The 25,798-nt window shown below is 65.5% G+C and carries 22 protein-coding genes; 16 read left to right on the plus strand and 6 right to left on the minus strand.

The genetic code is table 11. The features are described from left to right. Positions 1-71 precede the first annotated feature (71 nt). Together rbsK and XH93_RS14170 are read right to left on the minus strand one after the other, a co-directional pair. Positions 72-1,007: a ribokinase gene (gene rbsK, locus XH93_RS14165; protein ID WP_194473988.1), complete on the minus strand. Its 936-nt coding sequence runs from the start codon at positions 1,005-1,007 to the stop codon at positions 72-74. A 22-nt stretch (positions 1,008-1,029) separates the two neighbouring features. Continuing rightward, a complete protein-coding gene (locus tag XH93_RS14170) occupies positions 1,030-1,923 on the minus strand; it encodes a sugar kinase (protein WP_194473989.1) in 894 nt (297 codons plus the stop codon). Positions 1,924-2,151: 228 nt separating this feature from the next. Here XH93_RS14170 and XH93_RS14175 point away from each other — a divergent pair, with 228 nt between their 5' ends. From XH93_RS14175 to XH93_RS14220, 10 genes are all read left to right on the plus strand, one after another. Continuing rightward, entirely contained in the window at positions 2,152-3,000 is an 849-nt protein-coding gene (locus XH93_RS14175; protein ID WP_194473990.1) for a VOC family protein, read from the plus strand. 123 nt (positions 3,001-3,123) lie between these two features. After that, positions 3,124-3,831, plus strand: coding sequence for a TetR/AcrR family transcriptional regulator (locus tag XH93_RS14180; protein ID WP_194473991.1), 708 nt, complete (start codon positions 3,124-3,126; stop codon positions 3,829-3,831). 277 nt (positions 3,832-4,108) lie between these two features. Beyond that, positions 4,109-4,882 carry an ABC transporter permease gene (locus tag XH93_RS14185; protein WP_371815114.1) on the plus strand — a complete coding sequence of 258 codons (774 nt, stop codon included), beginning with the start codon at positions 4,109-4,111 and terminating at the stop codon, positions 4,880-4,882. A gap of 132 nt (positions 4,883-5,014) precedes the next feature. Beyond that, on the plus strand, positions 5,015-6,013 hold the full coding sequence (locus XH93_RS14190) for an ABC transporter substrate-binding protein (RefSeq protein ID WP_194475142.1): 999 nt from the start codon (positions 5,015-5,017) through the stop codon (positions 6,011-6,013). Positions 6,014-6,128: 115 nt separating this feature from the next. Next, entirely contained in the window at positions 6,129-6,977 is an 849-nt protein-coding gene (locus XH93_RS14195; protein ID WP_194473993.1) for an ABC transporter ATP-binding protein, read from the plus strand. A 13-nt stretch (positions 6,978-6,990) separates the two neighbouring features. Then, positions 6,991-8,394 carry a hypothetical protein gene (locus XH93_RS14200; protein ID WP_194473994.1) on the plus strand — a complete coding sequence of 468 codons (1,404 nt, stop codon included), beginning with the start codon at positions 6,991-6,993 and terminating at the stop codon, positions 8,392-8,394. After that, the gene (locus XH93_RS14205; RefSeq protein WP_194473995.1) at positions 8,391-9,542 is read left to right on the plus strand and encodes a Gfo/Idh/MocA family protein; all 1,152 of its coding nucleotides are present in this window, start codon (positions 8,391-8,393) and stop codon (positions 9,540-9,542) included. The genes XH93_RS14200 and XH93_RS14205 overlap by 4 nt, the downstream gene beginning before the upstream one ends. 14 nt (positions 9,543-9,556) lie before the next feature. Next, positions 9,557-10,750: a dihydrodipicolinate synthase family protein gene (locus XH93_RS14210; protein ID WP_194473996.1), complete on the plus strand. Its 1,194-nt coding sequence runs from the start codon at positions 9,557-9,559 to the stop codon at positions 10,748-10,750. Further along, the gene (locus tag XH93_RS14215) at positions 10,750-11,613 is read left to right on the plus strand and encodes a sugar phosphate isomerase/epimerase (RefSeq protein ID WP_194473997.1); all 864 of its coding nucleotides are present in this window, start codon (positions 10,750-10,752) and stop codon (positions 11,611-11,613) included. The genes XH93_RS14210 and XH93_RS14215 overlap by 1 nt, the downstream gene beginning before the upstream one ends. 105 nt (positions 11,614-11,718) lie before the next feature. Beyond that, positions 11,719-12,864 carry an alpha-hydroxy acid oxidase gene (locus tag XH93_RS14220; RefSeq protein WP_194473998.1) on the plus strand — a complete coding sequence of 382 codons (1,146 nt, stop codon included), beginning with the start codon at positions 11,719-11,721 and terminating at the stop codon, positions 12,862-12,864. Positions 12,865-12,889: 25 nt separating this feature from the next. On the opposite strand, the gene XH93_RS14225 is transcribed toward XH93_RS14220, so the two are convergent. Both XH93_RS14225 and XH93_RS14230 read right to left on the minus strand, forming a co-directional pair. Next, the gene (locus XH93_RS14225) at positions 12,890-14,239 is read right to left on the minus strand and encodes a Spy/CpxP family protein refolding chaperone (RefSeq protein WP_246799617.1); all 1,350 of its coding nucleotides are present in this window, start codon (positions 14,237-14,239) and stop codon (positions 12,890-12,892) included. A gap of 681 nt (positions 14,240-14,920) precedes the next feature. Then, positions 14,921-16,144, minus strand: coding sequence for a cytochrome P450 (locus XH93_RS14230; protein WP_194474000.1), 1,224 nt, complete (start codon positions 16,142-16,144; stop codon positions 14,921-14,923). A gap of 205 nt (positions 16,145-16,349) precedes the next feature. Between XH93_RS14230 and XH93_RS14235 the strand changes: the two genes are divergently transcribed. The 6 genes from XH93_RS14235 to XH93_RS14260 all read left to right on the plus strand — a co-directional run bounded on the left by XH93_RS14235 (position 16,350) and on the right by XH93_RS14260 (position 23,665). Beyond that, positions 16,350-16,883 carry a thiamine pyrophosphate-binding protein gene (locus tag XH93_RS14235; protein ID WP_139860845.1) on the plus strand — a complete coding sequence of 178 codons (534 nt, stop codon included), beginning with the start codon at positions 16,350-16,352 and terminating at the stop codon, positions 16,881-16,883. Continuing rightward, positions 16,880-17,470 carry a thiamine pyrophosphate-dependent enzyme gene (locus XH93_RS14240; protein ID WP_194474001.1) on the plus strand — a complete coding sequence of 197 codons (591 nt, stop codon included), beginning with the start codon at positions 16,880-16,882 and terminating at the stop codon, positions 17,468-17,470. Before XH93_RS14235 ends, XH93_RS14240 begins: the two co-directional genes overlap by 4 nt. Positions 17,471-17,534: 64 nt before the next feature. Next, positions 17,535-18,236: a TetR/AcrR family transcriptional regulator gene (locus tag XH93_RS14245; protein WP_139860843.1), complete on the plus strand. Its 702-nt coding sequence runs from the start codon at positions 17,535-17,537 to the stop codon at positions 18,234-18,236. A gap of 1 nt (position 18,237) precedes the next feature. Then, on the plus strand, positions 18,238-19,431 hold the full coding sequence (locus tag XH93_RS14250) for an efflux RND transporter periplasmic adaptor subunit (protein ID WP_139481847.1): 1,194 nt from the start codon (positions 18,238-18,240) through the stop codon (positions 19,429-19,431). A gap of 250 nt (positions 19,432-19,681) precedes the next feature. Next, positions 19,682-22,789: a multidrug efflux RND transporter permease subunit gene (locus XH93_RS14255; RefSeq protein ID WP_194474002.1), complete on the plus strand. Its 3,108-nt coding sequence runs from the start codon at positions 19,682-19,684 to the stop codon at positions 22,787-22,789. 132 nt (positions 22,790-22,921) lie between these two features. Then, positions 22,922-23,665, plus strand: a complete 744-nt coding sequence (locus tag XH93_RS14260) for a hypothetical protein (protein WP_194474003.1) — start codon at positions 22,922-22,924, stop codon at positions 23,663-23,665. A 295-nt stretch (positions 23,666-23,960) separates the two neighbouring features. Here the strand turns inward: XH93_RS14260 and XH93_RS14265 are convergent, their stop codons facing one another. Both XH93_RS14265 and XH93_RS14270 read right to left on the minus strand, forming a co-directional pair. Beyond that, positions 23,961-24,848: an ABC transporter permease gene (locus XH93_RS14265; protein WP_194474004.1), complete on the minus strand. Its 888-nt coding sequence runs from the start codon at positions 24,846-24,848 to the stop codon at positions 23,961-23,963. Positions 24,849-24,852: 4 nt separating this feature from the next. Next, a complete protein-coding gene (locus XH93_RS14270; RefSeq protein WP_194474005.1) occupies positions 24,853-25,794 on the minus strand; it encodes an ABC transporter permease in 942 nt (313 codons plus the stop codon). Between the last annotated feature and the right edge of the window lie 4 nt (positions 25,795-25,798).

Raw genomic sequence — 25,798 nt, forward strand, 5'->3', positions numbered from 1 at the left:
CCATACTCCGCGGCGTCATTGGCGGAGATGAACGCCGTAACTGTGCGTGTGCCCTTTGCCGTGGCCGGTGGTTATAGGTCCCGGCCTTCGCCGGGACGACGTGGGGAGAGAGCCGACTCCACTTCTTCGCGCGTCGGCATCGACGGCGCGGCGCCCATCCGCTGCACGCAAATCGACGCCGCGACATTGGCGTAGGCCAGCGCATCGCGCAGCTCTTTGCCGCCGGCGAGTTGCGACGCCAGTGCGCCGACGAAGCAATCGCCGGCACCGGTGGTGTCGACGGCCTTGACCGCGCGTCCCGGCACCAGCAGCGGTTCGCCTCCGGTCAGCGCCAGGACGCCGCGCTTGCCGAGCGTGACGCAGACGATCTTGCCGGCCGCGAGACTCCGTGCCGCCTCGGCAAAACGCGCAGGCGGGTCGCCGTCCTTGAGCTCCGTTCCGGTCAGAAAACCGAGCTCGGTTTCGTTGAGGATCAGGATGTCGACGAGATCGAGCAGGGCCTTGTCGGCCTGCTTCGCCGGCGCCGGATTGAGCACCGTGGTCGCTCCGGCGGCGCGGGCGCGCGCGAAGAAGGCTGCGATCGTCGGCAGCGGGATCTCGAACTGGCTGACTGCGACATCGCCCCTGGCAAGCACCGGCGCGGCCACATCGTCGGCATCGACCCGCGCATTGGCGCCGGGCACCACCACGATGGTGTTGTCCGCATTGGCGATGGTGATGATCGCGGTGCCGGAATGCGTGCCCTCGGTGTCCTTGACGAAGACGAGGTCGACGCCCTGCGCGGCGAGAAACGACCTCAGCTCGCGCCCGAAGGCGTCGGTGCCGAGCCGGCCGACCAGCGTGGTCGGCACGCCCTGCTTGGCCGAGGCTACCGCCTGATTGGCGCCCTTGCCGCCGGGAAAATACAGCACGGCCTCGCCGGCCACGGTCTCGCCGATCCGCGGATGGCGCTCGGCGGTCGCCACCACGTCCATGTTGATGCTACCCGCGACGAAGACGCGTCCCATGCCCGGCCCCATTCAGCCCCTGTCAGACGGCGGCGCCAAATTCGCGCTTGACCGCCTCGATGTTGGCGAGCGTCGGCAGGCCGGCCTCGTTGCCGAGCTTCTGAATCTTGTAGGTCGATGCCGCGCGCGCGAACTCGAAATGCTCACGCCAGGCTTTGCCGGGATTGGCGAGATAGGAATAGATGTAGGCGCCATGGAACACGTCGCCGGCGCCGTTGGTGTCGATCACGCGCTCGCGCGAGATCGGCAGCGCCGGCAGGGTGCCGAGCTTGCCCGCCTCGTCATACCAGAGCAGGCCGCGCTCGCCCATGGTAACGCCGCCGACCCGGCAGCCGCGCTCCTTGAGATAGGCGAGCATCTGCTCCGGTGTCTTGTCCATCTGCTCGCACAGCCGCTCGGCGACGATCGCAACGTCGATGAATTCGAGCAGCTCATGGGTATTGGTGCGCAGCCCGCCGCCGTCGAGCGAGGTCAAAATGCCTTCCTCGCGGCAGAGCTTTGCGTAGTGGATCGCTGCATCCGGCTGGTGGCCGTCGATGTGCAGCGCGCGGCAGCCCTTCAGGTTGAGCAGCGGAAACGGATGGATGTGCTGGTCGTCGCGGCAGCGCACGATCGCGCGCTTGCCTTCCTTGGGCATGATGAAGGAGAGCGACGAGGAATTCACCTTGCGCGGATGCATCGAGATGCCGTAGCGGTCGGCCATGTCCCAGAACATCCGCCCCAGCCAGTCATTGGCCATGGTGGCGATCAGATCGGGCACGATGCCGAGCTTGGCGCAACAGAACGCCGCGGTCACGGCATTGCCGCCGAACGACACCGCATAGGCGTCGGCGACGTGCTTCTCGTCGCCGGTCGGCATGTGGTCGGTGATGAAGGTGACGTCGATATAGGTCTGTCCGATGAAGAGAGCCTGCATTCGCTTTCCGTCGTGGCTGGTGTGGTCCCGGCCGGCGATGCAGATTAGCATCGCTGCCCGGCCGATATCGCTGAAAATATTCGCAACCCTGCCTGGTTTGCGGCTAGATATGTGGGCGGCACTGCGGATCGAAGGCCATTCTGGCACCCGGCATAACGGCCGGCGGCGCTCTGCGGTTCCGACGGGAAGGGAGAGCACAATGACGGCAGATTCGGGGAGGCGGATGCCATGATTACCGGTCTCGATCACGTCGTCGTCCTGACCGGCGACATCGCCGCTGCCAGCGCCGCCTACGAGACCCTGTTCGCGCGGACGCCGTCATGGCGCAACAGCGGCGACGGCGCCGACCGCGTGCTGTTCACGCTCGACAACACGACCTTGGAATTGATGGCGCCGCGCGGCGACGACGAGGCTGCGCAGCGCGTCCGCGGCGCGCTCGCCACGCAAGGCGAGGGGCTGGCGAGCCTCTGCTTCCGCACCAGCGATATCGACAAGATGCACCGCCGGCTCGACCGGCTGACGCTGCGTCCGGAGCTCGTCGTCGAGGTCGAAAGCCGCGACGAGACCAGCGGCGCCACGCTGTCATGGAAGCGCACCCGCGCGGCGACCGAGGCGACGCATGGCGTTCGCATGTTCTTCCTGGAGCGCGAGAAGGAGCGGCCGCTGGCGGTGCGCACCATGCCGGCCTCGATCACCGCGATGGACCATGTGGTGATCGCGACCGCCGATCCCGAACGGTGTGCCGCGCTCTATGGCGCGCGGCTCGGGCTCGACATGGCGCTCGACCGGTCGCATCCGGAGTGGGGCCGGCTGATGTTCTTCCGCTGCGGCGACCTCATCCTCGAGGTTACGCACCGGCCGGACAAGGCGGAGCCGGCTACCTCGGATCGGCTGCGCGGCATCTGCTGGCGCGTCATCGACATCGAGGCCACCCACGCGCGGCTGGTCGCCGCCGGCGTCGACGTTTCCGACGTCCGCACCGGCCGCAAACCCGGTACGCGCGTGATGACGGTGCGCAACGGTACCTGCGGCGTGCCGACGCTGCTGGTGCAGCCGTCGCCGGGCAGGGACGAGTAAAAGACTGACAGTCTATGCCGCAGCCGCGAACAGCTTTTGCTCGCGTTCATCACCAGAACATTCGTTCTCAAACGCCGTGCGCCGTGCTACGTTTGTCAATCCGGCATCACTGAGCGTTCGATTTTGGCCAAGGCAAAGCGAATATTGAAGTGGCAGCGCGACCCCGAGGGGATGCGGCTGCGCATTCTCGAGGCGGCCAAGCAGGAGTTCGCGTCCTATGGCCTCGCCGGAGCCCGCGTCGACCGCATCGCGGCCGCGGCCGGCGCCAACAAGCGGATGCTCTACTACCACGTCGGCAATAAAGAGGATCTCTATCTCGAGGTGCTGGAAGGCGCCTATGAGAAGATCCGCGCCGAGGAGCGCACGCTCGATCTCGAGCACGTCGATCCGCCGGATGCGATCGCGCGGCTGGTCGACTTCACCTGGAACTATTTTCTGCGCAATCCCGAGTTCCTGGCGCTGCTCAACACCGAAAACCTCGCCAAGGCAAAGCACCTGAAGCGCTCGACCAAGGTCAAGTCGATGCACTCGCCGTTCGTCGAGATGATCCGCACCGTGGTGACGCGCGGCGTCGAAAGCGGCGACTTCCGCGCCGCGGTCGATCCCGTGCAGCTCTACATCTCGATCGCCGCGCTCGCGTTCTTCTATCTCTCCAACAGCGCCACGCTGAGCGTGATCTTCGGCCGCGACCTGCTCAAGAAGGACGCCCGCGACGAGCGCCTCGAGCATATGATCGCCCTGGTGCTGGCGGCGCTGACCGGCAAATCCACCGCCGTGTTCGTCCGCGCGAAGATGCCGGCGCTGATGTCGGTGGAGCATCAGGTGGTGTGAGCCGCCGCGCCGTTGCGTAGCCCGGATGGAGCGCAGCGCAATCCGGGGCCGCTCGATCCGCGGATGGACTGACCCCGGATTTCGCTGCGCTTCATCCGGGCTACGGACCCATCCCCTAGAACAATTCTCACCTGACGAAAGTCGCAACATCCAGCGCGATTTTGCCGCGTGCGAGGGGCTGGACAGTATTTATCCAACGGGTTAATTTCCTCGCCGAAAGACGGACAACAGGGAGCGGGACGTGGCGGAGGCGAAGAGCCCCTCAGGCATAACGAAGATGCTGAACGCGGCCTGGGTACGGCCGTTCCTGTTCCTGGTGCTCATCGTGGTGGCGTGGGACCTGTCGATCCGCCTGTTCCACATTCCGGCCTATCAGATCCCGTCGCCCGGCGACGTCGTTGCGGTCTTGATCAGCGACTGGCCGGAGCTGCTGCGGCAGTCTTGGCCGACCACCTACGCGACGATCTGCGGCTTCGCGCTCTCGGCGCTGTTCGGCATCCCCGTGGCGATGCTGATCGCAGGCTCGAAGACGGTCGAGAGCTACGTCTATCCGCTGCTGGTGGTCTCCCAATCGGTGCCGAAGATCGCGATCGCGCCGCTGTTCGTGGTGTGGTTCGGCTTCGGCATCATCCCAAAGGTGATTTCGGCGTTCCTGCTCGGCTTCTTCCCGGTGGTGGTCTCCGCCGTGCAGGGCTTTAAATCCGTCGACCCCGACATGGTCGATCTCGCCCGCGCCATGCAGGGCAGCCGCTTTGCGGTGTTCCGCGCCGTCAACCTGCCGCACGCCCTGCCCGCGATCTTCTCTGGCCTCAAAGTTTCGGTGACGCTCGCGGTGGTCGGCGCCGTCGTCGGCGAGTTCGTCGGCTCCAATTCCGGTATCGGCTATGTGATGCAGCGCTCGATCGGCACCTTCGACCTGCCGACCATGTTTGCCGCGCTGGTGATCCTGGCGCTGCTCGGCGTGATCCTGTTCTGGATCGTCGACCGCATCGAGCGGCTGGTGATCCCCTGGCACGTCAGCCAGCGCGACGACATCATTTTCGCTTCGTAGAGTTATTGAACAAACAAAAGAGAAGATCAGCCGTCATTGCGAGCGAAGCGAAGCAATCCATAGTGCCGCAAGTCGAGAAGTGGATTGCTTCGCTCCGCTCGCAATGACGAACAAAAACCACGGGAGGATTACCTGATGCGATTGATCATTGCCGTGATTGCCGCGCTGGCCTGGACTGTATCGGCAGTGGCGCCTGCCGCCGCGGCGGACAAGGTCGTGCTGATGCTGAACTGGTACGTCTATGGCGAGCACGCGCCGTTCTATTACGGCAAGGCCAAGGGCATCTATGCCGCCGAGGGCATCGACCTCGAGATCCAGGAAGGCCGCGGCTCGGCCGCGACCACGCAGGCGGTAGCCGCCAAGACTGCCGATTTCGGCTATGTCGACGTGCCCACCATGATGCGCGCGGCTGTGAAGGGCGCGCCGGTGGTCGCGACCGGCGTGCTGCTGCAGACCAGCCCGATGTCGGCGATGGGCTTGGTCGACAAGAACATCAGGAAGCCCGAGGACATCAAGGGCAAGACGGTCGCGATCACGCCGGCGGACTCGATGACCCAGATCTGGCCGCTGTTCCTGAAGAAGACCGGCCTCAAGGAAAGCGACTTCCACACCGTCGCCGGCGACGGCCAGACCAAGCTGAATGCCGTGATCAACGGCCAGGCCGATCTCCTTCTCGGCTACGTCATGGACCAGTCGATGAAGATCAAGGACGCGACCGGCAAGGACGTCTACCCGATCAAGTTCGCCGACTACGGCATCAACATGGTGTCGTCGGGCATCATCGCCAATTCCGACTATGTGAAGGCCAACGCCGATCTGGTCCGCCGCTTCATGTCGGCGACCACCAAGGCGGTGGAAGCCGCCGAGAAGGAGCCGAAGGCGGCGGCGCAGTCGATCCTCGACGCCAACCCGAAGGGCGGCAAGATCGACACGCTGACCCAGGGCTTTGAGCTGACGATCCCGCTGTATCGCACGGCGGAGACCACGGGCAAGCGGCCGTTCCAGGTCACCGACCAGAACATGACGGACTCGGTGAATCTGATGGTCGAATATGGCGGCCTCGACGCCAAGGCCAAGGACAATCCGAAGGCGTTTTACACCAACGACTATCTGCCGAAGGGCAATTCGTGATTGCCACGAGCACCGTCATTCCGGGGCGGCTCGGAGAGCCGAACCCGGAATCTCGAGATTCCGGGTTCGATGCTTCGCATCGCCCCGGAATGACGTTGAGGATGGACCTAGCCGCATGAAGTCAGCAACCAAAGCCACCGCCGCCGAGCAACCCGCCGCCCACCTGCGCCTGGTGTCGGACCGCGCGGGCGGTGCCACGCCGGGCATCAAGCTGTCCGGCGTGTCGAAGACCTACCGTTCGCGCGATGGCGACGTGCCGTCGCTGCGGCCGCTCGACTTCACCATCAATGACGGCGAGTTCTTTGTCGTGGTCGGACCAAGCGGCTGCGGCAAATCCACGCTGCTGAAGATGATCTCGGGCCTGCTGCCGCCGACCACGGGCGAGGTGCTGATCGACGGCGACAAGGTGACCCGGCCACACGGCAATGTCGGCATCGTGTTCCAGAACGCGCTGCTGCTGCCGTGGCGCAACGTGCTCTCCAACGTGATGCTGCCGATCGACATGAAGCACCTGCCGCGCGACAAGTATGTTGCCCGCGCCAGGGAACTCTTGAAACTGGTCGGGCTCGAGGGTTTTGAGAAGAAGCTGCCTTGGCAGCTCTCCGGCGGCATGCAGCAGCGCGCCTCGATCTGCCGCGCGCTGGTGCATGATCCAAAGATCATGCTGATGGACGAGCCGTTCGGTGCGCTCGACGCCATGACCCGCGAGCGCATGAATGTCGAGCTGATGCGGATCCAGCGCGAGACCGGCAAGACGGTGCTCCTGATCACGCATTCGATCCCGGAAGCGGTGTTCCTCGCCGACCGCGTGCTCGTGATGACCGAGCGGCCCGGCGCGATCGCCGCGATCTACGACGTGCCGCTGCCGCGGCCGCGCTCGCTGGATTCGATGTCGGATCCCGTCTTCACCGAACTGGTGCAGCGGATCCGAAAGCACTTTTTCACGCAGGGAACGCTGGACTAGGGCCAGACCTTCGATGCCGCTTCGCCTCGCTGTCAGGGATATCGCCTTCTTCGAACGTCCGGTGCCGTTTGCCCGGCCGTTCCGCTTTGGCGCGGTCACGATCAACGCGTCGACGCAGGTGTTTGTACGTGTTGAGATCGAGGTGGAAGGCCAGGGCCGCGCGACCGGTGCCAGCGCGGAGATGCTGGCGCCGAAATGGTTCGACAAGCGGCCGCATCTGACGGCGGAGCAGACCGTCGACGATCTCCGCCGGTCGCTCGCAATCGCGCGTGAGCTCTATCTGGCCAACACCGGTTTCGACACCGCGTTCGGGCTGCACGACCGCTGCATCGGCGCGCAGGTCGCGGCCTGCGCCAAAGAGGACATTCCGCCGCTCGCCGCGGCCCTTGGACCGGCGGAAATCGACAAGGCGATCCTGGACGCGCTGCTGCGCGCAGAACGCGCCAGCTTCTTCGACGGCATGGCCGGCAATATCGCTGGTATCGACGCCCGGCTGACGCCCGACCTCGACGACGCCGCGATCACGCGTTTCCTTGCGACGCGCAGGCGGCTCGACCGCGTCGCGATCAGGCACACCGTCGGGATGGACGATATGATCGAAGGCGAGGGCGGCATCGCCGATTTCAGAGAAAATGCCGGCGCGCGCTATTTCAAGCTCAAGCTGAACGGCGATCCCGCGCATGACGGGGCGCGGCTGGCGCGGATCGGCAAGGAGCTGGCAACGCTGCCTTATCCGACGAAGCTCACGCTCGACGCCAATGAGCAATATGCCGACCTCGCGGCGCTGACTGCGCTGGTCGATCGGCTCGACCATGACGCGACGCTGGCGCCGATCGCGGCAAACCTGCTCTACATCGAGCAACCGATGCCGCGTGACATCACCAAGGCGTCGCCCCTTGGCGCACTGGCCGCGCGCAGCTTCATCATCGACGAGGCCGACGACTCCTACGAAGCATTCCCGGCGGCGCGGGCGCTGGGCTATTGCGGCATCTCCTCGAAATCCTGCAAGGGCATCTACAAGTCGATCATCAACGCGACCCGCGCGGCGGCGTGGAGCGCGGACGGCGGAACGTACTTCATCAGCGGCGAGGACCTGACCTGCCAGGCCGGGCTTGCCGTGCAGCAGGATCTCGCGCTCGGCGCGCTGATCGGCGTCACCCATGCCGAGCGCAACGGGCACCATTATGTCGACGGCTTTGCCGAGACCCCGGGCGTGGAGGCCGAAGGCTTCTTTGCCGCGCATCCCGACCTCTACAGGCGCGACGGCGCAAAAGTGCGCCTCGCGATCCATGACGGCGATCTCCTGACGGGATCGCTGACCGTATCAGGCTTTGCCAGCGCCGTTCATCCGGACTGGTCCACCATGCAGCCGCTCAAGCGGCCAACACCACGTGTTTCGCAGGAGCAAGCAGGATGACCACCAAACGCCTCGGCCTGATCATGAACGGCGTCACCGGCCGGATGGGGCTCAACCAGCATCTGATCCGCTCGATCGTCGCGATCCGCGAGCAGGGCGGCGTGCTGCTCGGCAACGGCGACCGCATAATGCCCGATCCGATCCTGGTTGGCCGCGATGCCGAGAAGGTCGGCGCATTGGCGAAGCGCTACAGCATCGAGCGCCACACCACCGATCTCGACCGCGCGCTGGCCGACAAGGCCGACGTCGTGTTCTTCGACGCCGCGACCACGCAGGCGCGGCCGTCGCTGCTGACCAAGGCGATCAACGCCGGCAAGCATGTCTATTGCGAGAAGCCGATTGCGACCAATCTGGAAGAGGCGGTCGAGGTGGTGAAGCTCGCCAATGCCAAGGGCCTCAAGCACGGCACGGTGCAGGACAAGCTGTTTTTGCCGGGGTTGAAGAAGCTCGCGTTCCTGCGCGACTCCGGCTTCTTCGGCCGCATGCTCTCGGTGCGCGGCGAGTTCGGCTACTGGGTGTTCGAGGGCGGCTGGCAGGAGGCGCAGCGGCCGTCATGGAACTATCGCTCTGAAGACGGCGGCGGCATTATCCTCGACATGGTCTGTCACTGGCGCTACGTGCTCGACAATCTCTTTGGCGAGGTCGAGAGCGTGGTCTGCATCGGCAACACCGACATTCCCGAGCGCTACGACGAGAAGGGCAAAAAGTACCAGGCGACCGCCGACGATTCCGCCTATGCCACCTTCAAGCTGAAGGGCGGCGTGATCGCGCATATCAACATGAGTTGGGTGACGCGGGTCTATCGCGACGACCTCGTCGCCTTCCAGGTCGACGGCACCCACGGCTCGGCGGTTGCGGGCCTCACCGACTGCATGATCCAGGCGCGCCAGGCGACGCCGCGGCCGGTGTGGAATCCGGACGAGAAGCGGCTGCACGATTTCTACGCCGACTGGCAGAAGCTGCCCGACAACGTCGTCTACGACAACGGCTTCAAGGAGCAGTGGGAGATGTTCATCCGCCACGTCTGCGAGGATGCGCCCTACAAGTACACGCTGCTCGAAGGCGCCAAGGGCGTGCAGCTCGCCGAATGCGCGCTGAAGAGCTGGAAGGAACGGCGCTGGATCGACGTCGCGCCGATCGTCGTCTGAGAAAGGACTTTGTTATGAACAAGCCAGTCCTGCCGATATCCTCGCTGTCCTTGAAGCTGCCGACGGCGGATGGCGGCATCGAGACCTATCGTCTCGCCGCCTCGCGGAGCTTTCCGGCGAAGCTCGAGGGCACGCTGAACCGCGTCGCCTTCTCGGCGGCGCATGTGGTGGCCGATCCGCGCGCCGACGTCGACCCGTGGCTTACGGCCGCGATCGACTGGGACCGCACCATTGCGTTCCGCGAGCACGTCTGGGATCTCGGGCTCGGCGTCGCCGAGGCGATGGACACCGCGCAACGCGGCATGGGGCTGGACTGGGCGACCTCGCTGGAACTGATCCAGCGCTCGGTGACGGCTGCGAAGGCCAGGGGCAACGCGCTGGTGTTTTCCGGCGCCGGCACCGACCATCTCGCGGTCGAGGACGCAAAGTCGATCGACGAGGTGATCCGCGCCTATGAGGAGCAGATCGCGGCGGTCGAGAAGGCCGGCGGCCGCATCATCCTGATGGCCTCGCGCGCACTGGCAAAGCTCGGCAAGCGCGCGGAGGACTACGCAAAAGTTTACGACCGCGTGCTGTCGCAGGTGCGCGAGCCCGTGATCATCCACTGGCTTGGCGACATGTTCGATCCGGCGCTGTCGGGCTACTGGGGCACCGCCGACCTCGACCGGGCGATGGACACCGCGGTTGCGATCATCAACGCCAACGCGGCCAAGGTCGACGGCGTCAAAGTCTCGCTGCTCGACAAGCAGCGCGAGATCGACATGCGGCGGCGGCTCGATGCCCGCGTGAAGATGTACACCGGCGACGACTTCAACTATGCCGAACTGATCGCCGGTGACGACAAGGGATTTTCCCACGCGCTGCTCGGCATCTTCGATGCGATCGCGCCGGCGGCGTCCTATGCGCTGTCGCGGCTGGCGGCGGGGGACGAGGCTGGCTTCCACGACGTGCTGGGCCCGACGGTGCCGCTGTCGCGCCACATCTTCAAGGCGCCGACCCGGTTCTACAAGACCGGCATCGTGTTCATGGCCTACCTCAACGGGCACCAGGACCACTTCACCATGGTCGGCGGGCAGGAGAGCGCGCGCTCGACGTTGCATCTCGCCGAGCTGTTCCGGCTCGCCGACAAGGCCGGGCTGCTCGCCAATCCGGAGCTTGCCACGCGCCGGATGACGACCATCCTCGCCACCCGCGGCGTAGAGCCCTGATGCGCGACTTTTCCAACGACCATCGCTGGCTGTCGCTGAACACGGCGACGGTCCGCAAGCAGGGCGATCTGGTCGCCATCATCGAGGCCTGCGCGCGCCACGGCATCCGCGCCATCGATCCCTGGCGCGACCAGGTCGCTGCCATCGGCCTGGAGCGTGCGGTGCGCGCGGTGAAGGACGCCGGGCTCGAGTTGTCCGGCTATTGCCGCGGCGGAATGTTCCCGGCGGACGCCGCGCGTCGGGCCGAGGCGCGCGACGACAACCGCCGCGCGGTGGACGAGGCCGCGGCGCTCGGCGCGCCCTGCATCGTGCTGGTGGTCGGCGGCCTGCCGCAATATTCGCGGCCAGGCAGCGCGCCGTCCAAGGACATCGCGGCGGCGCGCAGCCAGGTCCATGACGGCATCGCCGAGATGCTGGAATATGCAAAACAGGCAAAACTGCCGCTGGCGATCGAGCCGCTGCATCCGGCCTATGCCGCCGACCGCGCCTGCGTCAACACCACAAAGCATGCGCTCGACATCTGCGACGCGCTCGATCCCGCCCGGAGCGGCGCCATCGGCGTCGCGCTCGACGTCTATCACATCTGGTGGGATCCGGAGCTGATGGCCCAGATCGCGCGCGCCGGCAGGGATCGGCTGCTCGCCTTCCACGTCTGCGACTGGCTGGTGCCCACCAAGGATATCCTCAACGACCGCGGCATGATGGGCGACGGCGTGATCGACATCAAATCGGTGCGATCAGCGGTCGAAGCGCAGGGCTTTGCCGGCTATTCGGAGATCGAGATTTTTTCGAATGACTGGTGGACCAAGCCGATGGATGAGGTGTTGCGCACCTGCATCGATCGGCACTGCACGGTGGTCTGACCGCAACGCTCGTTCGGTGGACAAGGCGAAGCGTGCCCGTTATTCCGGTGGGCAGTGCGTGGCTGGGAAAGCCGTCGCACGCCGCCGCCCGGATCGGAGCACGAGATGCGTTTGAGCGATTGCCACAATTTCCATGATTTCCGCGAGCTGGCGCGGCGCCGGCTGCCGGGGCCGATCTTCAACTATATCGACGGCGGCGCGGACGACGAGGCGACGCTCCGGCAGAACACCGCGAGCTTCGAACGCTGCGACCTGGTGCCCAATGTCCTGCGCGGCGTGGAGAATGTCGATCTCTCGGTCACCGTGATGGGGCAGAAGCTGGCGACGCCGTTCTATTGCTCGCCGACCGCGCTGCAACGGTTGTTTCACTATCAGGGCGAGCGCGCCGTCGCCGCCGCGGCGGCGAAATACGGCACGATGTTCGGCGTGTCCTCGCTCGGCACCACCAGCCTCGAGGAATTGCGCAAGGCGCACGACACGCCGCAGGTCTACCAGTTCTACTTCCACAGGGATCGTGGCCTGAACTCGGCGATGATGCGGCGCGCCAAGCAGGCCGGCGTCAACGTGATGATGCTGACGGTCGACAGCATCACCGGCGGCAACCGCGAGCGCGATCTGCGCACCGGGTTTTCGATCCCGTTCCGTCTGACGCTCGGCGGCATGCTGCAATTCGCCATCAAGCCGGCCTGGGCCATCAACTACCTCACCCATGAAAGTTTCAAGCTGCCGCAGCTCGACGAGCACGTCGACATGAGCGGCGGCGCGATGTCGATCGGACGTTACTTTACGGAAATGCTTGACCCCGCGATGCGATGGGACGACGTCGCCGACATGGTCCGGCAATGGAACGGCCAGTTCTGCCTGAAGGGCATCGTCTCGGTCGAGGATGCCAAGCGCGCCGTCGAGATCGGCTGCACCGGCATCATCCTGTCCAACCATGGCGGCCGGCAGCTTGACGGCTCGCGGGCGGCGTTCGATCAGCTGGCCGAGATCGTCGATGCCGTCGGCGACCGGATCGACGTGATGATGGACGGCGGCATTCAGCGCGGCACCCATGTGCTGAAGGCACTGTCGCTCGGCGCCAAGGCGGTCGGTCTCGGGCGCTTCTATCTCTATCCGCTGGCGTCGGCCGGCCAGGCCGGCGTCGAGCGCGCGCTCGGACTGATGCAGGCCGAGCTGGTGCGCGACATGCGGCTGATGGGGTGCTCCTCGATCAGCCAGCTCTCGCGCGCAAACTTGCGGTTCCGATAGCTGTGATCCAGATCGCGAGCCGGTCTCAGGGGCTCGCGACCTGCTGCAGCGTATTGAAGCGTGCTTTCTGCTCGCTGCTCAGCGTGGCATAGAATTCGTCCAGTGCAGGCTGGATCAACTGCGCGGCCTTCTGCATGGCCTCGAGCCGGTGCTGCATCGCTTCGAGCCGGCCGATCGGCGTCAGCGGCAGGTCGTTTGGGCAGGCTGCCTGCAGGCCCGCTATCGCCTTTGTTGTCGCATCGCTCAGGCGCTCGAGCGCGTCCTTTTGCTTGCCTGCCGGATGAAGCGAGGCCTCGATCCGGTTGATCGGCAGTTGGGCCAGGTCGGATTTCGAATCGCCGCAACTTCCGGCTTGCGCGTTCGCCTCCTGCTGTTGCGGCGAACGCTCGCCGACATGTGGACCGAGCGCATTGAAGCGGGCCTGTTGCTCGTCGCTGAGTGAGCTGTAGAAACTCTCCAGGGCGGGCCGCACGATTTTGATCGCCTCGAGCGTCGCGCTGATGCGGTTCAGCATCGACCGCAAGCGGCCGGGTGGCGTCATCGCATAGCTGTCCGCGCAGGAGTCCTTGAAGACATCCGCGGCCCTCGCCGCGGCGGTCTTCAAGTCGTCGAGCAGGGCACGCTGCTGCTGGTTCGGCCGTACCGCCCGCGCGATGTCGGCAAGCGGCCAGGCCGTGACGCCCCTGTCCGGCTCCCCGCACAACTGCCTGATTGCCTGCGGGCTCGTGTCGGCGCGTTGACGGGGCCGATAGCGGCCTGCGGTCGCCGGATAGTCGCCAGGGTAGGTGCTGGCATAAGCGGAGTACGGGCTGTTGGTGTCCCAGAACACCGTGTCGACGAAGTCGTCATAGGCGTAGGCCCAATAGCCGGGCTCGTAGGCATAGGACCAGAACGTGTAGTCAAAGATGTCCGAATAGGCGTAAGGCCAGAACACCGGGCCAAGCCACGCCACGAACGCCGCACGATTGCCGCGTCGCCAGGCATGCCGGGGCGCCCAGCCGGCTTGGCGCGCGGCAAGTGCCGCCTGGGTTTGCGCTCCCGCCTGCTCGCGGAAATGCGCGGCAAATCGCTCGCGCTGAGCGGCCTGCGTCGCCGCCGTGGTCGCGGCGGCGACCCCAACTGTCGCTGCCGGCCCCAATCGCTGCTGGCGCGCAACGTCGGCCTGCTGCGCGTGCTGCTCACGTTGCAGCAAACGGTTCTGCGCCTGCAGCTGCCGGTCGTGGATGCGTTGCGCGCGCGCACCGTCGACCTTTTGCGTCTGCAACTGCTGCACGCGCTGTTGCAGCCGATCGATCCGGGTTTGCCGTTCTGCGGTCTGGCGCGAGAGGCTCTCACGCTGCCGCTGCTGCGCGGTCTGCTGGCGCTGCTGGATCAACTGCTGCCGCTCCTGCGCGCGCTGTTGAATGCGCTCCGTCGGCGACGGCCGCTCGCTTAAGCGCGACGGTGGGCTCGGGCGTGATGGCGCCGCCAGATGCGGAGCCGGGCGCTGCGGCGGTGCCGCACGACGGAATTCGGGGCGCGGCGCTGCGGGGCGCGGCGCGGCTATGTGGGGAGCCTGGCGCGGTGACGGAGCGGCGAAATGCGGTGCCGGGCGCGGCGGCGCCATCGCTGGTCGCTGAGGGGCATGGAACGAAGGTGCGGCCGGCCGAGCCATTGCAGGCGGTCTAGCCATTGCGGGAGGGGCGGCGTGCACCATCGGGGCGGCAGGACGTGCCATCGCGGGCGGCGCGGCAGGCCTTGCCGCCTGTCCCGGCGGTCCGCCTCTTCCGTGTGGTTGAGCGGCCGCGCCGCTCGCCGCGAGCATCGAGACGCCAATCACAAATGCAACAAGTCTAACGCGACGGCAAAGCATGAGCGTAGCTCTCCGTTCACCAGTCGCCCATAGCGCTTCAACGCGCAGGCGTGAGATTCGTTCGTTGTGGCCACAGCCGGTTGCGGTCTTCCGATGCAGGGAACCGTCAGGAGACCTCTCGTGTGAGAGCAGCCGCGATCCGCTCGAGCGCCAAGTCGACCTGATCGCCCGCGGGGAAGTGCCTTGGCCGTGCCGGGAAATGCGTCAGGTGTTGATGCTGCACGGCACGCTGAGGAAGCCGCGGAAGCGAACCCGGCCGCCGCGCACCGGCACACCGTCGAGCGCGTAGTTCGGGAAGCGCGCCAGGAAGCGCGAGATCGCGACCGCGCCCTCGAGCCGGGCCAGCGCCATGCCGGCGCATTGATGCGCGCCGGTGCCGAAGGCGAGGTGGCGGTTCGGCGTCCGCGCGACGTCGAAGCGTTCGGGGTCAGGGAATTGGGCGCCATCGCGGTTGGCGGCGCCGATGCACAGCGTCACCAGCGTGCCCGCCGGCAGCTTGACGCCGCCGAGCTCGATCTCCTCGACGATCATGCGGTTGCCGAGCTGGTTCGAGCTCTCGTAGCGAAGCATTTCCTCGACCGCTGATTTGATCAGGTCGGGCTGCTCGATCAGCCGCTGTTTCTCGTCCGGGTTCTCGGTCAGCGTGACCAGCCCGTTGCCGATCAGATTGGTCGTGGTCTCGTGGCCGGCATTGAGCAGGAAGATGCAGTTGTGCAGCAGCTCCTTGGCGGTCAGCCGCTCGCCATTGTCCTCGCCTTGAATCAGCCGGGTCAGCACGTCGCGGTCCGGATTGCCGGGCTTGGCGCGGCGGCGCTCGACCAGGGTTTCGAGATAGGCGAGAAAATCCTTCACCGCAGTGTTGCCGCGGTCGAACGCCTCCTTGCTGATCACAGGCTCCAGCGCACCCAAAATCGCCAGCGACCAGTCGCGCAGCGGCTCGCGCTCGTCATGCGGCACGTCGAGCAGATTGCCGATCACCTCGACGGGGATCGCGGAGGCGAAATCGCCGATCAACTCGAAGCTCTCTTTCTTGGCGATGCGGTCGAGCAGACTGTCGACCAGTGCGATCAGGTCGCCCTCCATGCCGGCGATTGCACGCGGCGACAAAGCGCCCATGATCAGCCGCCGCACGCGGGTGTGCGCCGGTGGGTCGTTGAACACCAGGCTGGTGGTGTGGTGCTCGTACAGCAGCGAGTCGCCGTATTTCGGCAAAAACTCCTTCTTCTTGTCGGACGAGAACGCCTTGGTGTTCTTGTAGGCGGTGACGAGATCGTCGTAGCGGGTCAGGAAGTAGCAGCCGTTCGGCATCAGCTTGACCGGCGCGTTCTCCCGCAGCGCGCGATAGGTCGGATAGGGATTGGCGTAGAATTCGCCCGTCAGCTTTTCGAGGTCGAAACCGTCCGCCAGCTCTCGCGCGTGCATCGTCATTCCCGGATGCCCATATTAGTTTCACGTGCAACTATCGTAAGCTGCGTGCTCCCGCCACGCAAATACAATTTGCGAGCCGCGCGGAACAGCGCGCTGCTCCATGCGGTGCGAGCAAATCGCAGAGCCATATGCGGTTTTGCGCTTTGATGCGACGCGCGCGCCCCTCTACAGTCCGCCCAAACAGTCTGACAACCGGAAACGCCTGATGCATGCCCGTGCCGAGACCGCGGCCTCCTGGCCCGAGGAGATTTTTTCCATATTGCAGCGCTTCGAGGTACGGCAGGTGCCCTATGTGCCGGATGCCGGCCATTCGGAACTGATCGAGCGCGTGCTCGGCTCTCCGGCGATGCGCGGCATCGCGCTGACGACGGAGGAGGAGGGCGTGGCGCTGCTGGCAGGCGCCTGGGCCGGCGGCCAGCGCGGCGTGCTGCTGATGCAGTCGAGCGGCGTCGGCAATTGCATCAACATGCTGTCGCTGGTGCAGATCTTCCGCTTTCCCTTCCTCACGCTGGTGACGATGCGCGGCGAGTGGGGCGAGTTCAATCCCTGGCAGGTGCCGATGGGCTCGAACACGCAAGGGATTCTCGAACTCGCCGGCATCAAGGTGCTGCGCGCCTCGCACCCCGGCGAGGTCCGCGAGGTCGTCGAGGCCGGCGCCGCGCAGGCCTACAACGCCTGCACGCCCACCGCCGTCCTGCTGTCGCAGCGCCTGATCGGGGCAAAGGTCTTCACCAAATGAGCAAAGCCAATCTCCTCGACCGCCGCGCCGTCGTTGCCGAACTGCTCAAGGAGCGCGGCGGCGCCATCGCCGTCGGCGGCCTCGGCGCCTCCACCTACGACATCGCCGCCGCCGGCGACCACGACCGCAACTTCTATCTGTGGGGCGGCATGGGCGGCGCGGTGATGATCGGGCTCGGGCTGGCGCTGGCCCAGCCGGCGCTGCCGGTGGTCGTGATCACCGGCGACGGCGAGATGCTGATGGGCATGGGCGGCCTGGCTACGGTCGGCCTGCAGCAGCCGAAAAACCTCTCGATCATCGTGCTGGATAACGAGGCCTATGGCGAGACCGGCGGCCAGGCCAGCCACACCGGCGGCTCCGCGGACCTCGTCGGCGTCGCCAAAGCGTGCGGAATACGGGATAGCAAGGCGATCATGACGATGGCTGAGGTCGAGGCTTTTGCCTCGTCTTTACAGGATGTTACGGCCGGGCCGCGGTTCGCCAGCGCGAAGATCGACGCCGCCAATCTGGAACGCGTGCTGTCCAGCCGCGACGGCACTTACATTGTGAATCGTATCCGAGGGTCTCTCGGCCACAGTCCGATATAAAATGACTTTCGCGGTGCAATAGAACCTTGACTTTTGGTAAAGTGAGTGATTACTCACGACCCAAATGTCTACCTTACGCATGACGAGTGATTTGCGGCGTCAGTTGATCCTGAGCGCTGCAAAACGATGTTTCGCCCGGAACGGCTTCGCCGGCACCACGACCAAGAGCGTGGCGGCCGCCGCTGCCATTTCGGAAGGCCTGCTGTTCAAGCACTTCCCGTCCAAGGCGGCGCTCTACGCCGAGATCCTTGCCGAGGAATGCGAAGCGGATCCCGATCTCGCCCATCTGCTGGGACAGGAACCCTCGACCGCGACGCTGGTCGAGCTGGTGCAGGGCATGGTCGGCCACTTCATGCAGCTGCGCGACGCGCCAGACCAGGAAGAGGCGCAGCGGATGCGGCTGATGGTGACCAGCCATCTCGACGACGGCGAATTCGCGCGGCTGCTCTACGACAAGGTCGGCAAGCTGATCGGCCCGACCTTCGCCGCCTCGCTCGAGCGCGCGGTCGCCGCCGGTGACGCTGCACAGATCGGCGACGAGCCGCTCAACCTGTTCTGGTTTGCGCATCACACCGTGCTGATGGCCGCGCTGACCCAGCTCCCTGCGACACCATGTCTCCCCTACGGCGATGCCGCTGCGGCCGAGCGGCAGCTTTGCCAGTTCATCCTGCGCGGAATCGGACTTACCGAAGCCGCAATCTCAACTCATTTGGGCCGCCAGCCGTCACCGAGTCAGGGAAAGTCGGTAACTGCAGAAAGTGCATGAAATGAACATTCAGTCCGAAAGCCACATCTCGGGGCAACCGATCAAGGAGAAACCCGCCAAGCGTCCGGTCCGCATGGTGCGCTGGTTCATCATCGTGAGCTTGCTGCTGGTGGTGCTGGTCGGCGGCCTCGTCGGCTTCAACGCCTTCCGCAGCCATATGATCGCGCAGTTCTTCGCCAACAACAAGCCGCCGCCGGCGAGCGTCACCGCGGTCGAGGCGAAGACCGAGCTGATTCCGAACCTGCTCACCGCGGTCGGCGATCTCGTCGCGGTGCATCAGGTCAACGTCACCACCGACGTGTCGGGCCGCATCACCGACATCCTGTTCACGGCCGGCAGCCATGTGAAGGCGGGCACCCCGCTGGTGCAGCTGTTCGACGCCCCGGAGCAGGGCGACCTCGCCAGCTTCAAGGCGCAGGCGACCGTCGGCGAGCTGCAGCTCGACCGCGCCAAGCAGCTCGCGTCGCGCCAGTTCGGGCCGCAATCCACTGTCGATACCGCGCAAGCGGCTTACGACCAGGCCAAGGCGGGTATTGCCAAGACCGAAGCGCTGATCTCGCAGAAGCTGGTGCGTGCGCCATTCGAGGGTGACCTCGGCGTTCGCATGGTCGAAGTCGGCCAGTACCTGACCGCGGGCACGCAGATCGTGTCGCTGACCGATCTGTCGGTGCTGTACGCAAACCTGACCGCCACCGAGAAGCAGAGCTCGCAGATCAAGGTCGGCCAAACCGTGCGGGTCAAGGTCGACGCCTATCCGGGCCGGATCTTCGAGGGCAAGATCACCACCATCGAGCCGCAGATCCAGACCGATACCCGCAACATCCGGGTCCAGGCGACGATCCAGAATCCGGATCGGATCCTCAAGCCCGGCATGTTCGCGACCACCACGATCGTGCTGCCGGACAACCCGCCCGTCGTCACCGTCCCGGAAACGGCGGTTGACTACACGCTGTACGGCGACTCCGTGTTCCTGATCACCGAGAAGAAGGGTGAGGACGGCAAGACCACGCTGACCGCCGACCGCACCTTCGTGAAGACCGGCAACCGCGCCGAGGGCCATGTCGAGATCCTGAAGGGCCTGAAGGCCGGCGACAAGGTCGTCGCGGTCGGACAGATCAAGCTGCAGTCCGGCATGCCGGTTGCGATCTCGACCGATCCGCCGCCGCCGGTTCCGGCCGAGCCGCCGCGCTACTGATTAACAATGATAAGGCTCCGCAAAGAGAGCGACCTCCGATCCACCTCGCCCCGCTTGCGGGGAGAGGTCGAAATTCAGGCACAGCCTGAATTTCGGGTGAGGGGGACTCTCCGCGAGCTGATCTCTCACCGCATCTTCGCGGACGAAGCCCCTCACCCCAGCCCTCTCCCCGTAAGAACGGGGAGAGGGAGAAGGTGGTCGCTCCGACCAGACAGAATTCGTAACGACCTCGTTCACTCGGATATTCACGATGGCCTTCACTGATATTTTCATCAAGCGCCCGGTGCTGTCGGTCGTCGTCAGCCTGCTGATCCTCTTGATCGGCCTCCGCGCGGCGATGGTGCTGCCGATCCGGCAATATCCGAACCTGTCGAACACCGTCGTGACGATCACGACGTCGTATCCTGGTGCGTCGCCCGAATTGATCAACGGCTTCATCACCACGCCGATCGAGCAGGCCGTCGCCTCGGCGGAAGGCGTCGACTACATGACGTCGAACTCGGTGCTCGGCACCTCGACGATCCAGGTCTACATCAAGCTCAATCACGATCCGAATCAGGCGCTGACCGAGGTGCTGGCCAAGGTCAACTCGGTCAAATATTTGATCCCGAAGGAATCCTTCGACCCGGTCGTGACCAAGGCGACCGGCGACACCATCGCGGTGATGTATCTCGGCTTCTCCAGCGAGGAGCTCAGCGGATCGGCGATTTCCGACTACCTGACCCGCGTCGTGCAGCCGGTGCTCTCGACGGTCGACGGCGTCGCCTCCGCCGACATCCTCGGCGGCCAGACCTTCGCGATGCGCGTCTGGCTCGATCCGATCCGGATGGCCGGACGCGGCGTGTCGCCGAACGATGTCGCGGCTGCGATCGCCGCCAACAACTTCCAGGCGGCCGCCGGCCAGACCAAGGGCTTCTTCATCGTCTCCAACGTCTCGGCCAACACCGACCTGCAGAACATCGATCAGTTCAAGCGCATGATCGTGAAGTCGAAGGACGGCGGCTTCGTGCGCATCGAGGATATCGCGACCGTGGAGCTCGCGGCGCAGAGCACCGATGCCAGCGTCGCCTTCAACGGCGAGCATGCGATCTTCATCGGCATCAAGGCGACGCCGCAGGGCAACCCGCTGAGCCTCGTGAAGGGCGTCCGCGCCCTGTTCCCGGACCTCGAGCGCAATTTGCCGCCGTCGATGAAGATGAAGGTGGCCTACGATTCCACCAAGTTCATCCAGTCGTCGATCGACGAGGTCGAGAAGACGCTCGGTGAAGCGGTGTTGATCGTGGTCGTCGTGATCTTCCTGTTCCTGGCCTCGATCCGTTCGGTGATCATTCCGGTCGTCACCATTCCGCTGTCGCTGGTCGGCGTCTGCATCCTGATGCTGGCCGCCGGCTTCAGCTTCAACCTGCTGACGCTGCTCGCGATGGTGCTGGCGATCGGCCTCGTGGTCGATGACGCCATCGTGGTGGTGGAAAATATCCATCGGCATCTCGAGGAGGGGATGCCACCGGTGCAGGCATCGCTGAAGGGCGCCCGCGAAATTGTCGGTCCGGTCATCTCGATGACCATCACGCTCGCCGCGGTGTACGCGCCGATCGGTTTCCTCGGCGGCGTCACCGGCACGCTGTTCCGCGAATTCGCCTTCACGCTGGCCGGCTCGGTCATCGTCTCGGGGGTGATCGCGCTGACGCTGTCGCCGATGATGTGCTCGGTGTTCCTCAAGAGCGCCGAAGAAGGGCGTTTCTCCAGGCTGGTCAATCGCGTGTTCGGTTCGATCACCCGCGGCTATGGCCGCATGCTCGACCGCTCGCTCGACTATCGGCCGATCACCGCGCTGTTCGCGCTGACCATCCTCGGCCTGGTCGGCTTCCTCTACATGCACACGCAGAAGGAGCTCGCGCCGCAGGAGGACCAGGGCATCGTGTTCGCGGTGACCAAGGCGCCGAAATACGCCAACATCGACTACATCGACCACTACGGCGACAAGATGGACAAGGAGTTCCAGAAGTTTCCGGAGACCGATCTGCGCTTCGTGCTGAACGGCATCACCGGCCCGCAGGGCGGCTTTGCCGGAATGCTGCTCAAGCCCTGGGATGAGCGCAAGCGCAGTGCGCAGACGCTGCAGCCGCTGGTGCAGGCCGAGCTGTCGAAGATCGAAGGCATCAACGCCTTTGCGTTCAGCCTGCCGCCGCTGCCCGGCGGCCCCGGCGGCCTGCCGGTGCAGATGGTGATCAGCTCGACCGCGACCTTCCAGCAGGTGTTCGACCAGATGAACAAGCTGAAGGACGCCGCGCGCAAGAGCGGCCTGTTCATCGTCTCCGACAGCGACCTCGACTTCAACCAGCCGGTGGTTCGCGTCAAGGTCGATCGCACCAAGGCCAGCGACCTCGGCATCACCATGCAGTCGATCGGCAACGCGCTGGCGACGTTGCTCGGCGGCAACTACGTCAACCGCTTCAACCTGGAGGGACGGTCCTATCAGGTGATCCCGCAGGTGCCGCGCGCCGCCCGTCTCGCGCCGGAGTCGTTCGACAACTACTATGTGCCGAGCGCGACCGGGGCCCTGGTGCGGCTCTCGACCGTGGTCTCGGTCGAGACCGGCGTCGATCCGAACGCACTGACGCACTACAACCAGCTCAACTCGTCGACCTTCCAGGCGGTGCCGATGCCTGGCGTCTCGATGGGGCAGGCGGTCGAGTTCCTGCAGAATGAAGCCAAGAAGCTGCCGTCCGGCTTCAGCTACGACTTCCTGGCGGACTCCCGGCAATATGTCCACGAAGGCAGCCAGCTGATGGTCACCTTCGCGTTCGCCATCATCATCATCTTCCTGGTGCTGGCGGCGCAGTTCGAGAGCCTGCGCGATCCGTTCGTGATCATGATCAGCGTGCCGATGGCGATCGTCGGCGCCCTGATCCCGCTGTTCTTCGGCGTTGCGACCATGAACATCTACACCCAGGTGGGCCTCTTGACGCTGGTCGGACTGATCACCAAGCACGGCATCCTGATGGTGGAGTTCGCCAACGAGCTGCAGCTCAACGAAAAGCTCGACCGCCGCTCGGCGATCGAGATGGCGGCCAGCATCCGGCTGCGTCCGATCCTGATGACGACGGCGGCGATGGTCACCGGCCTGCTGCCGCTGCTGACGGCCACGGGCGCCGGCGCCGCCAGCCGCTTCTCGATCGGTCTCGTCGTGGTGGCCGGCATGACGATCGGCACGCTGTTCACCCTGTTCGTGCTGCCGATGGTCTACACCGTGATTGCGACCGACCACGAGGCGGCGTCCCGTTCGGACCGGGCCAAGCAGATCGCCGATTTCGATCTCGGCGGCAGCGGTCATCCGGGCGCGTTGAAACCGACCTGAGCCCTCCAAGCTCATGCTCGCAGGAAAGGCGGCACTGGCGAAAGCCACTGCCGCCTTTTCTTTGTCTCGTGGTATCCTCGAAACTCGGGCGGCAGCACGTGCGGCGCCCGACAAGATCTGGGAGGAACAGACATGGTGAGCGACTTCGCAGCGGGCAATTACCGGTTCATTCCCGCCGTCTTCCAATACTCAAGCGGCGCGCAGGCGAGCGCCGGCTACGAGATCGAGCGGGTGCGCTTCGACCGCCTGCTGCCGCTCGCCGAGGGCTTTGCGCGGATCGCGGCCTATATTCAGGGCGCGGGGCGGCCGCTGACCTCGTTCTGCGCCTGCGAGCTGCGTTCGCCCGCCGCCTTCACCGAGGACGGCTTTCGCGCATTCAACCAGCACTATGTCAAGACGCTCGCGGAGTGGGGCGTCTATGACGGCAGCAGCGACCCGGTGGCGCGCAGCAATGTCTGCCCCGAGATCGATCCGCCGTCCGAGCCGTCGTTCTACGCCTTTTCGTTTACGCGGCCGAGCGCGAGCACAGCGCCATCCTTCGTGATCGCGGGCGGTGCCGAAGCCCGCGGCGGCGCCGGCAGCTATCCCGAGCGCATCGTGCGCTACCGTGATCTCAGCCCCGAGGCGTGGCGCGAGAAGGTCCGCTTCACGGCGAGCGAGATGGAGCGCCGCCTTGCCGAGTTCGGCTTCAGCTGGGCGGAGACCACCAACGTACAGGCCTACACCGTGCACGACATCCATCCCGTCATCGTCGACGAACTGGTCCGCCGCGGCGCCACCCGCTCCGGCCTGACCTGGCACTTCTGCCGCCCGCCGGTGGTCGATCTCGAATACGAGATGGATTGCCGGCGCGTGCTGCGCGAGGTGGTGATTTAGGTCTGTCTCCCCGTCATTGCGAGGAGCGAAGCGACGAAGCAATCCATCGTTCCGCATACGCGGTGGCATGGATTGCTTCGCTCCGCTCGCAATGACGTGGATGGGCTTGCCCTAATCCAACCCCGTCATCCCCGCGCAAAGGCTTCGCCTTTGTCGCTGGAGGTGCGAGTCTCTTCGGCGAGCCTCGAAGGATGAATCGGCCCGGCTGGTGGCCGTCGATCCTTCGAGGCTCGCAAGGGCTCGCACCTCAGGATGGCGGGGAAAAATAGGCACTCGCGGCGAACGGCAAGAAACCCTACCGCGCCTTCGGGTCCAGCGCGTCGCGCAGACCGTCGCCGACCAAATTGAACGACAGCACGACGAGGAAGATCGCAAGTCCCGGCCAGATCGCCATCCACGGCGCGCTGGTGAGGAAGCGCTGAGCGGCGTTGAGCATGCTGCCCCAGGAGGGCGCCGGCGGCTGCTGGCCGAGGCCGAGGAAGGAGAGCGCGGCTTCGGCGATGATCGCGGCGGCGATCGACAGCGTCGCCTGCACCAAAAGCGCCGGCAAAATGTTCGGCAGGATGTGGACCAGCGCGATGCGCCAGCGCGGATTGCCCATGGCGCGCGCGGCCTCGATGTAGTCCTCGACCTTGACGCTCAGCACCTGGCCGCGGGTCAGGCGGATGAAGATAGGGGTCGCCGAGATGCCGATCGCGATCATCGCATTGCCGAGGCTCGGCCCGAGGAAGGCGGCGAGCGCGATCGCCAGGATCAGGAACGGGCAGGCCAGCATCGCATCGGTGACGCGGCTGATCAGCGCGTCGATGAAGCCGCCGCGATAGCCGGCGAGCAGCCCGAGCGGCACGCCGATCGCGAGCGCGATGCCGACCGAGATCACGCCGGCAAGCAGCGAGGCGCGGGCGCCGAACACGACGCGCGCGAGCACGTCGCGGCCGAGCTCGTCGGTGCCGAACCAGTGCTGCACTGAGGGTGCCTTGCGCACCAGCGACCAGCTGGTCGCGATCGGATCGTAGGGCACGATCAGCGCGGCGAACACCGCCATCAGGACGAAGATCGCGATCACGGCGAGGCCGAGCACCGCGCCCTTGCGCCGGATCAGCCGGCGCCAGGCGCGCCGCGCCGGGCTTTCCAGCGTTTCGGCGGCGGCAAGGGGGACGGTTGCGAGTGCAGCATCGGTCATCGCATCAGCCCCGCAGCCGCGGATTGACCAGGATGTAGGCGATATCGGCGATCAGGTTCAGCGTGATGTAGATCGTCGCCGTGGTCAGCACCACGCCCTGCACCACGGCGTAGTCGCGGTTGAACACGGCATCGACGATCAGCTTGCCGAAGCCGGGGATCGAAAAAATCTGCTCGGTCAGCACCGCGCCGGACAGCAGCGTGCCGAGCTCGAGTGCGCCGAGCGTGATGATCGGCGTGAGCGCGTTGCGCATCGCGTGCTTGAGGATCACGGTGCGCTCGGCGAGGCCCTTGGCGCGCGCGGTGCGGACATAGTCGCTCTCCAGCACCTGCAGCATCGCACTCCGCGTGTGGCGCATCAGGATCGCGGCGATGGCGTTGCCGAGCACGAAGGCCGGCATGATGGTGGCGGCAATGCTGGCGCGCCAGTTCTCGGTCAGCGGCACGTAGCCGGAGGCGGGCAGCCAGCCGAGTTCGATCGAGAACAGGAAGATCAGCATGATGCCGAGCCAGAAATTCGGCGTCGAGATGCCCCACAGCGCGAACAGATTGGCGCCGTAATCCCAGGCGGAGCCTTTCTTCACCGCCGAGACGATGCCGGCGGGAATGCCGACCAGGAACGCGATCACGATCGCCATGCCGGCGAGCTGCAGCGTCACCGGCAGTTTCTGCGCGATCAGCTCCCGCACCGGCATCTTGTTGCGCAGCGACTCGCCGAAATCGCCCGACAGCACGCCCTTGATCCAGTAGACATACTGCACCGGGATCGGCTGATCGAGGTGATATTGCGCGCGGATCTGGGCGATGACGGCCGGATCGCGCTCCTCGCCGGCCATCACCAGCGCCGGATCGCCGGGCAGTAATTGCTGCAGCGAGAAGATCAGGATCGAGACGAAGAACAGCGTCGGGACGATCTGCACCAGCCGTTTGGCGAGGAAGTTCAGCATGGCG

Origin of the sequence: Bradyrhizobium sp. CCBAU 51753 (assembly GCF_015291565.1) — a bacterium.
Taxonomy (GTDB): Bacteria; Pseudomonadota; Alphaproteobacteria; order Rhizobiales; family Xanthobacteraceae; genus Bradyrhizobium; species Bradyrhizobium ivorense.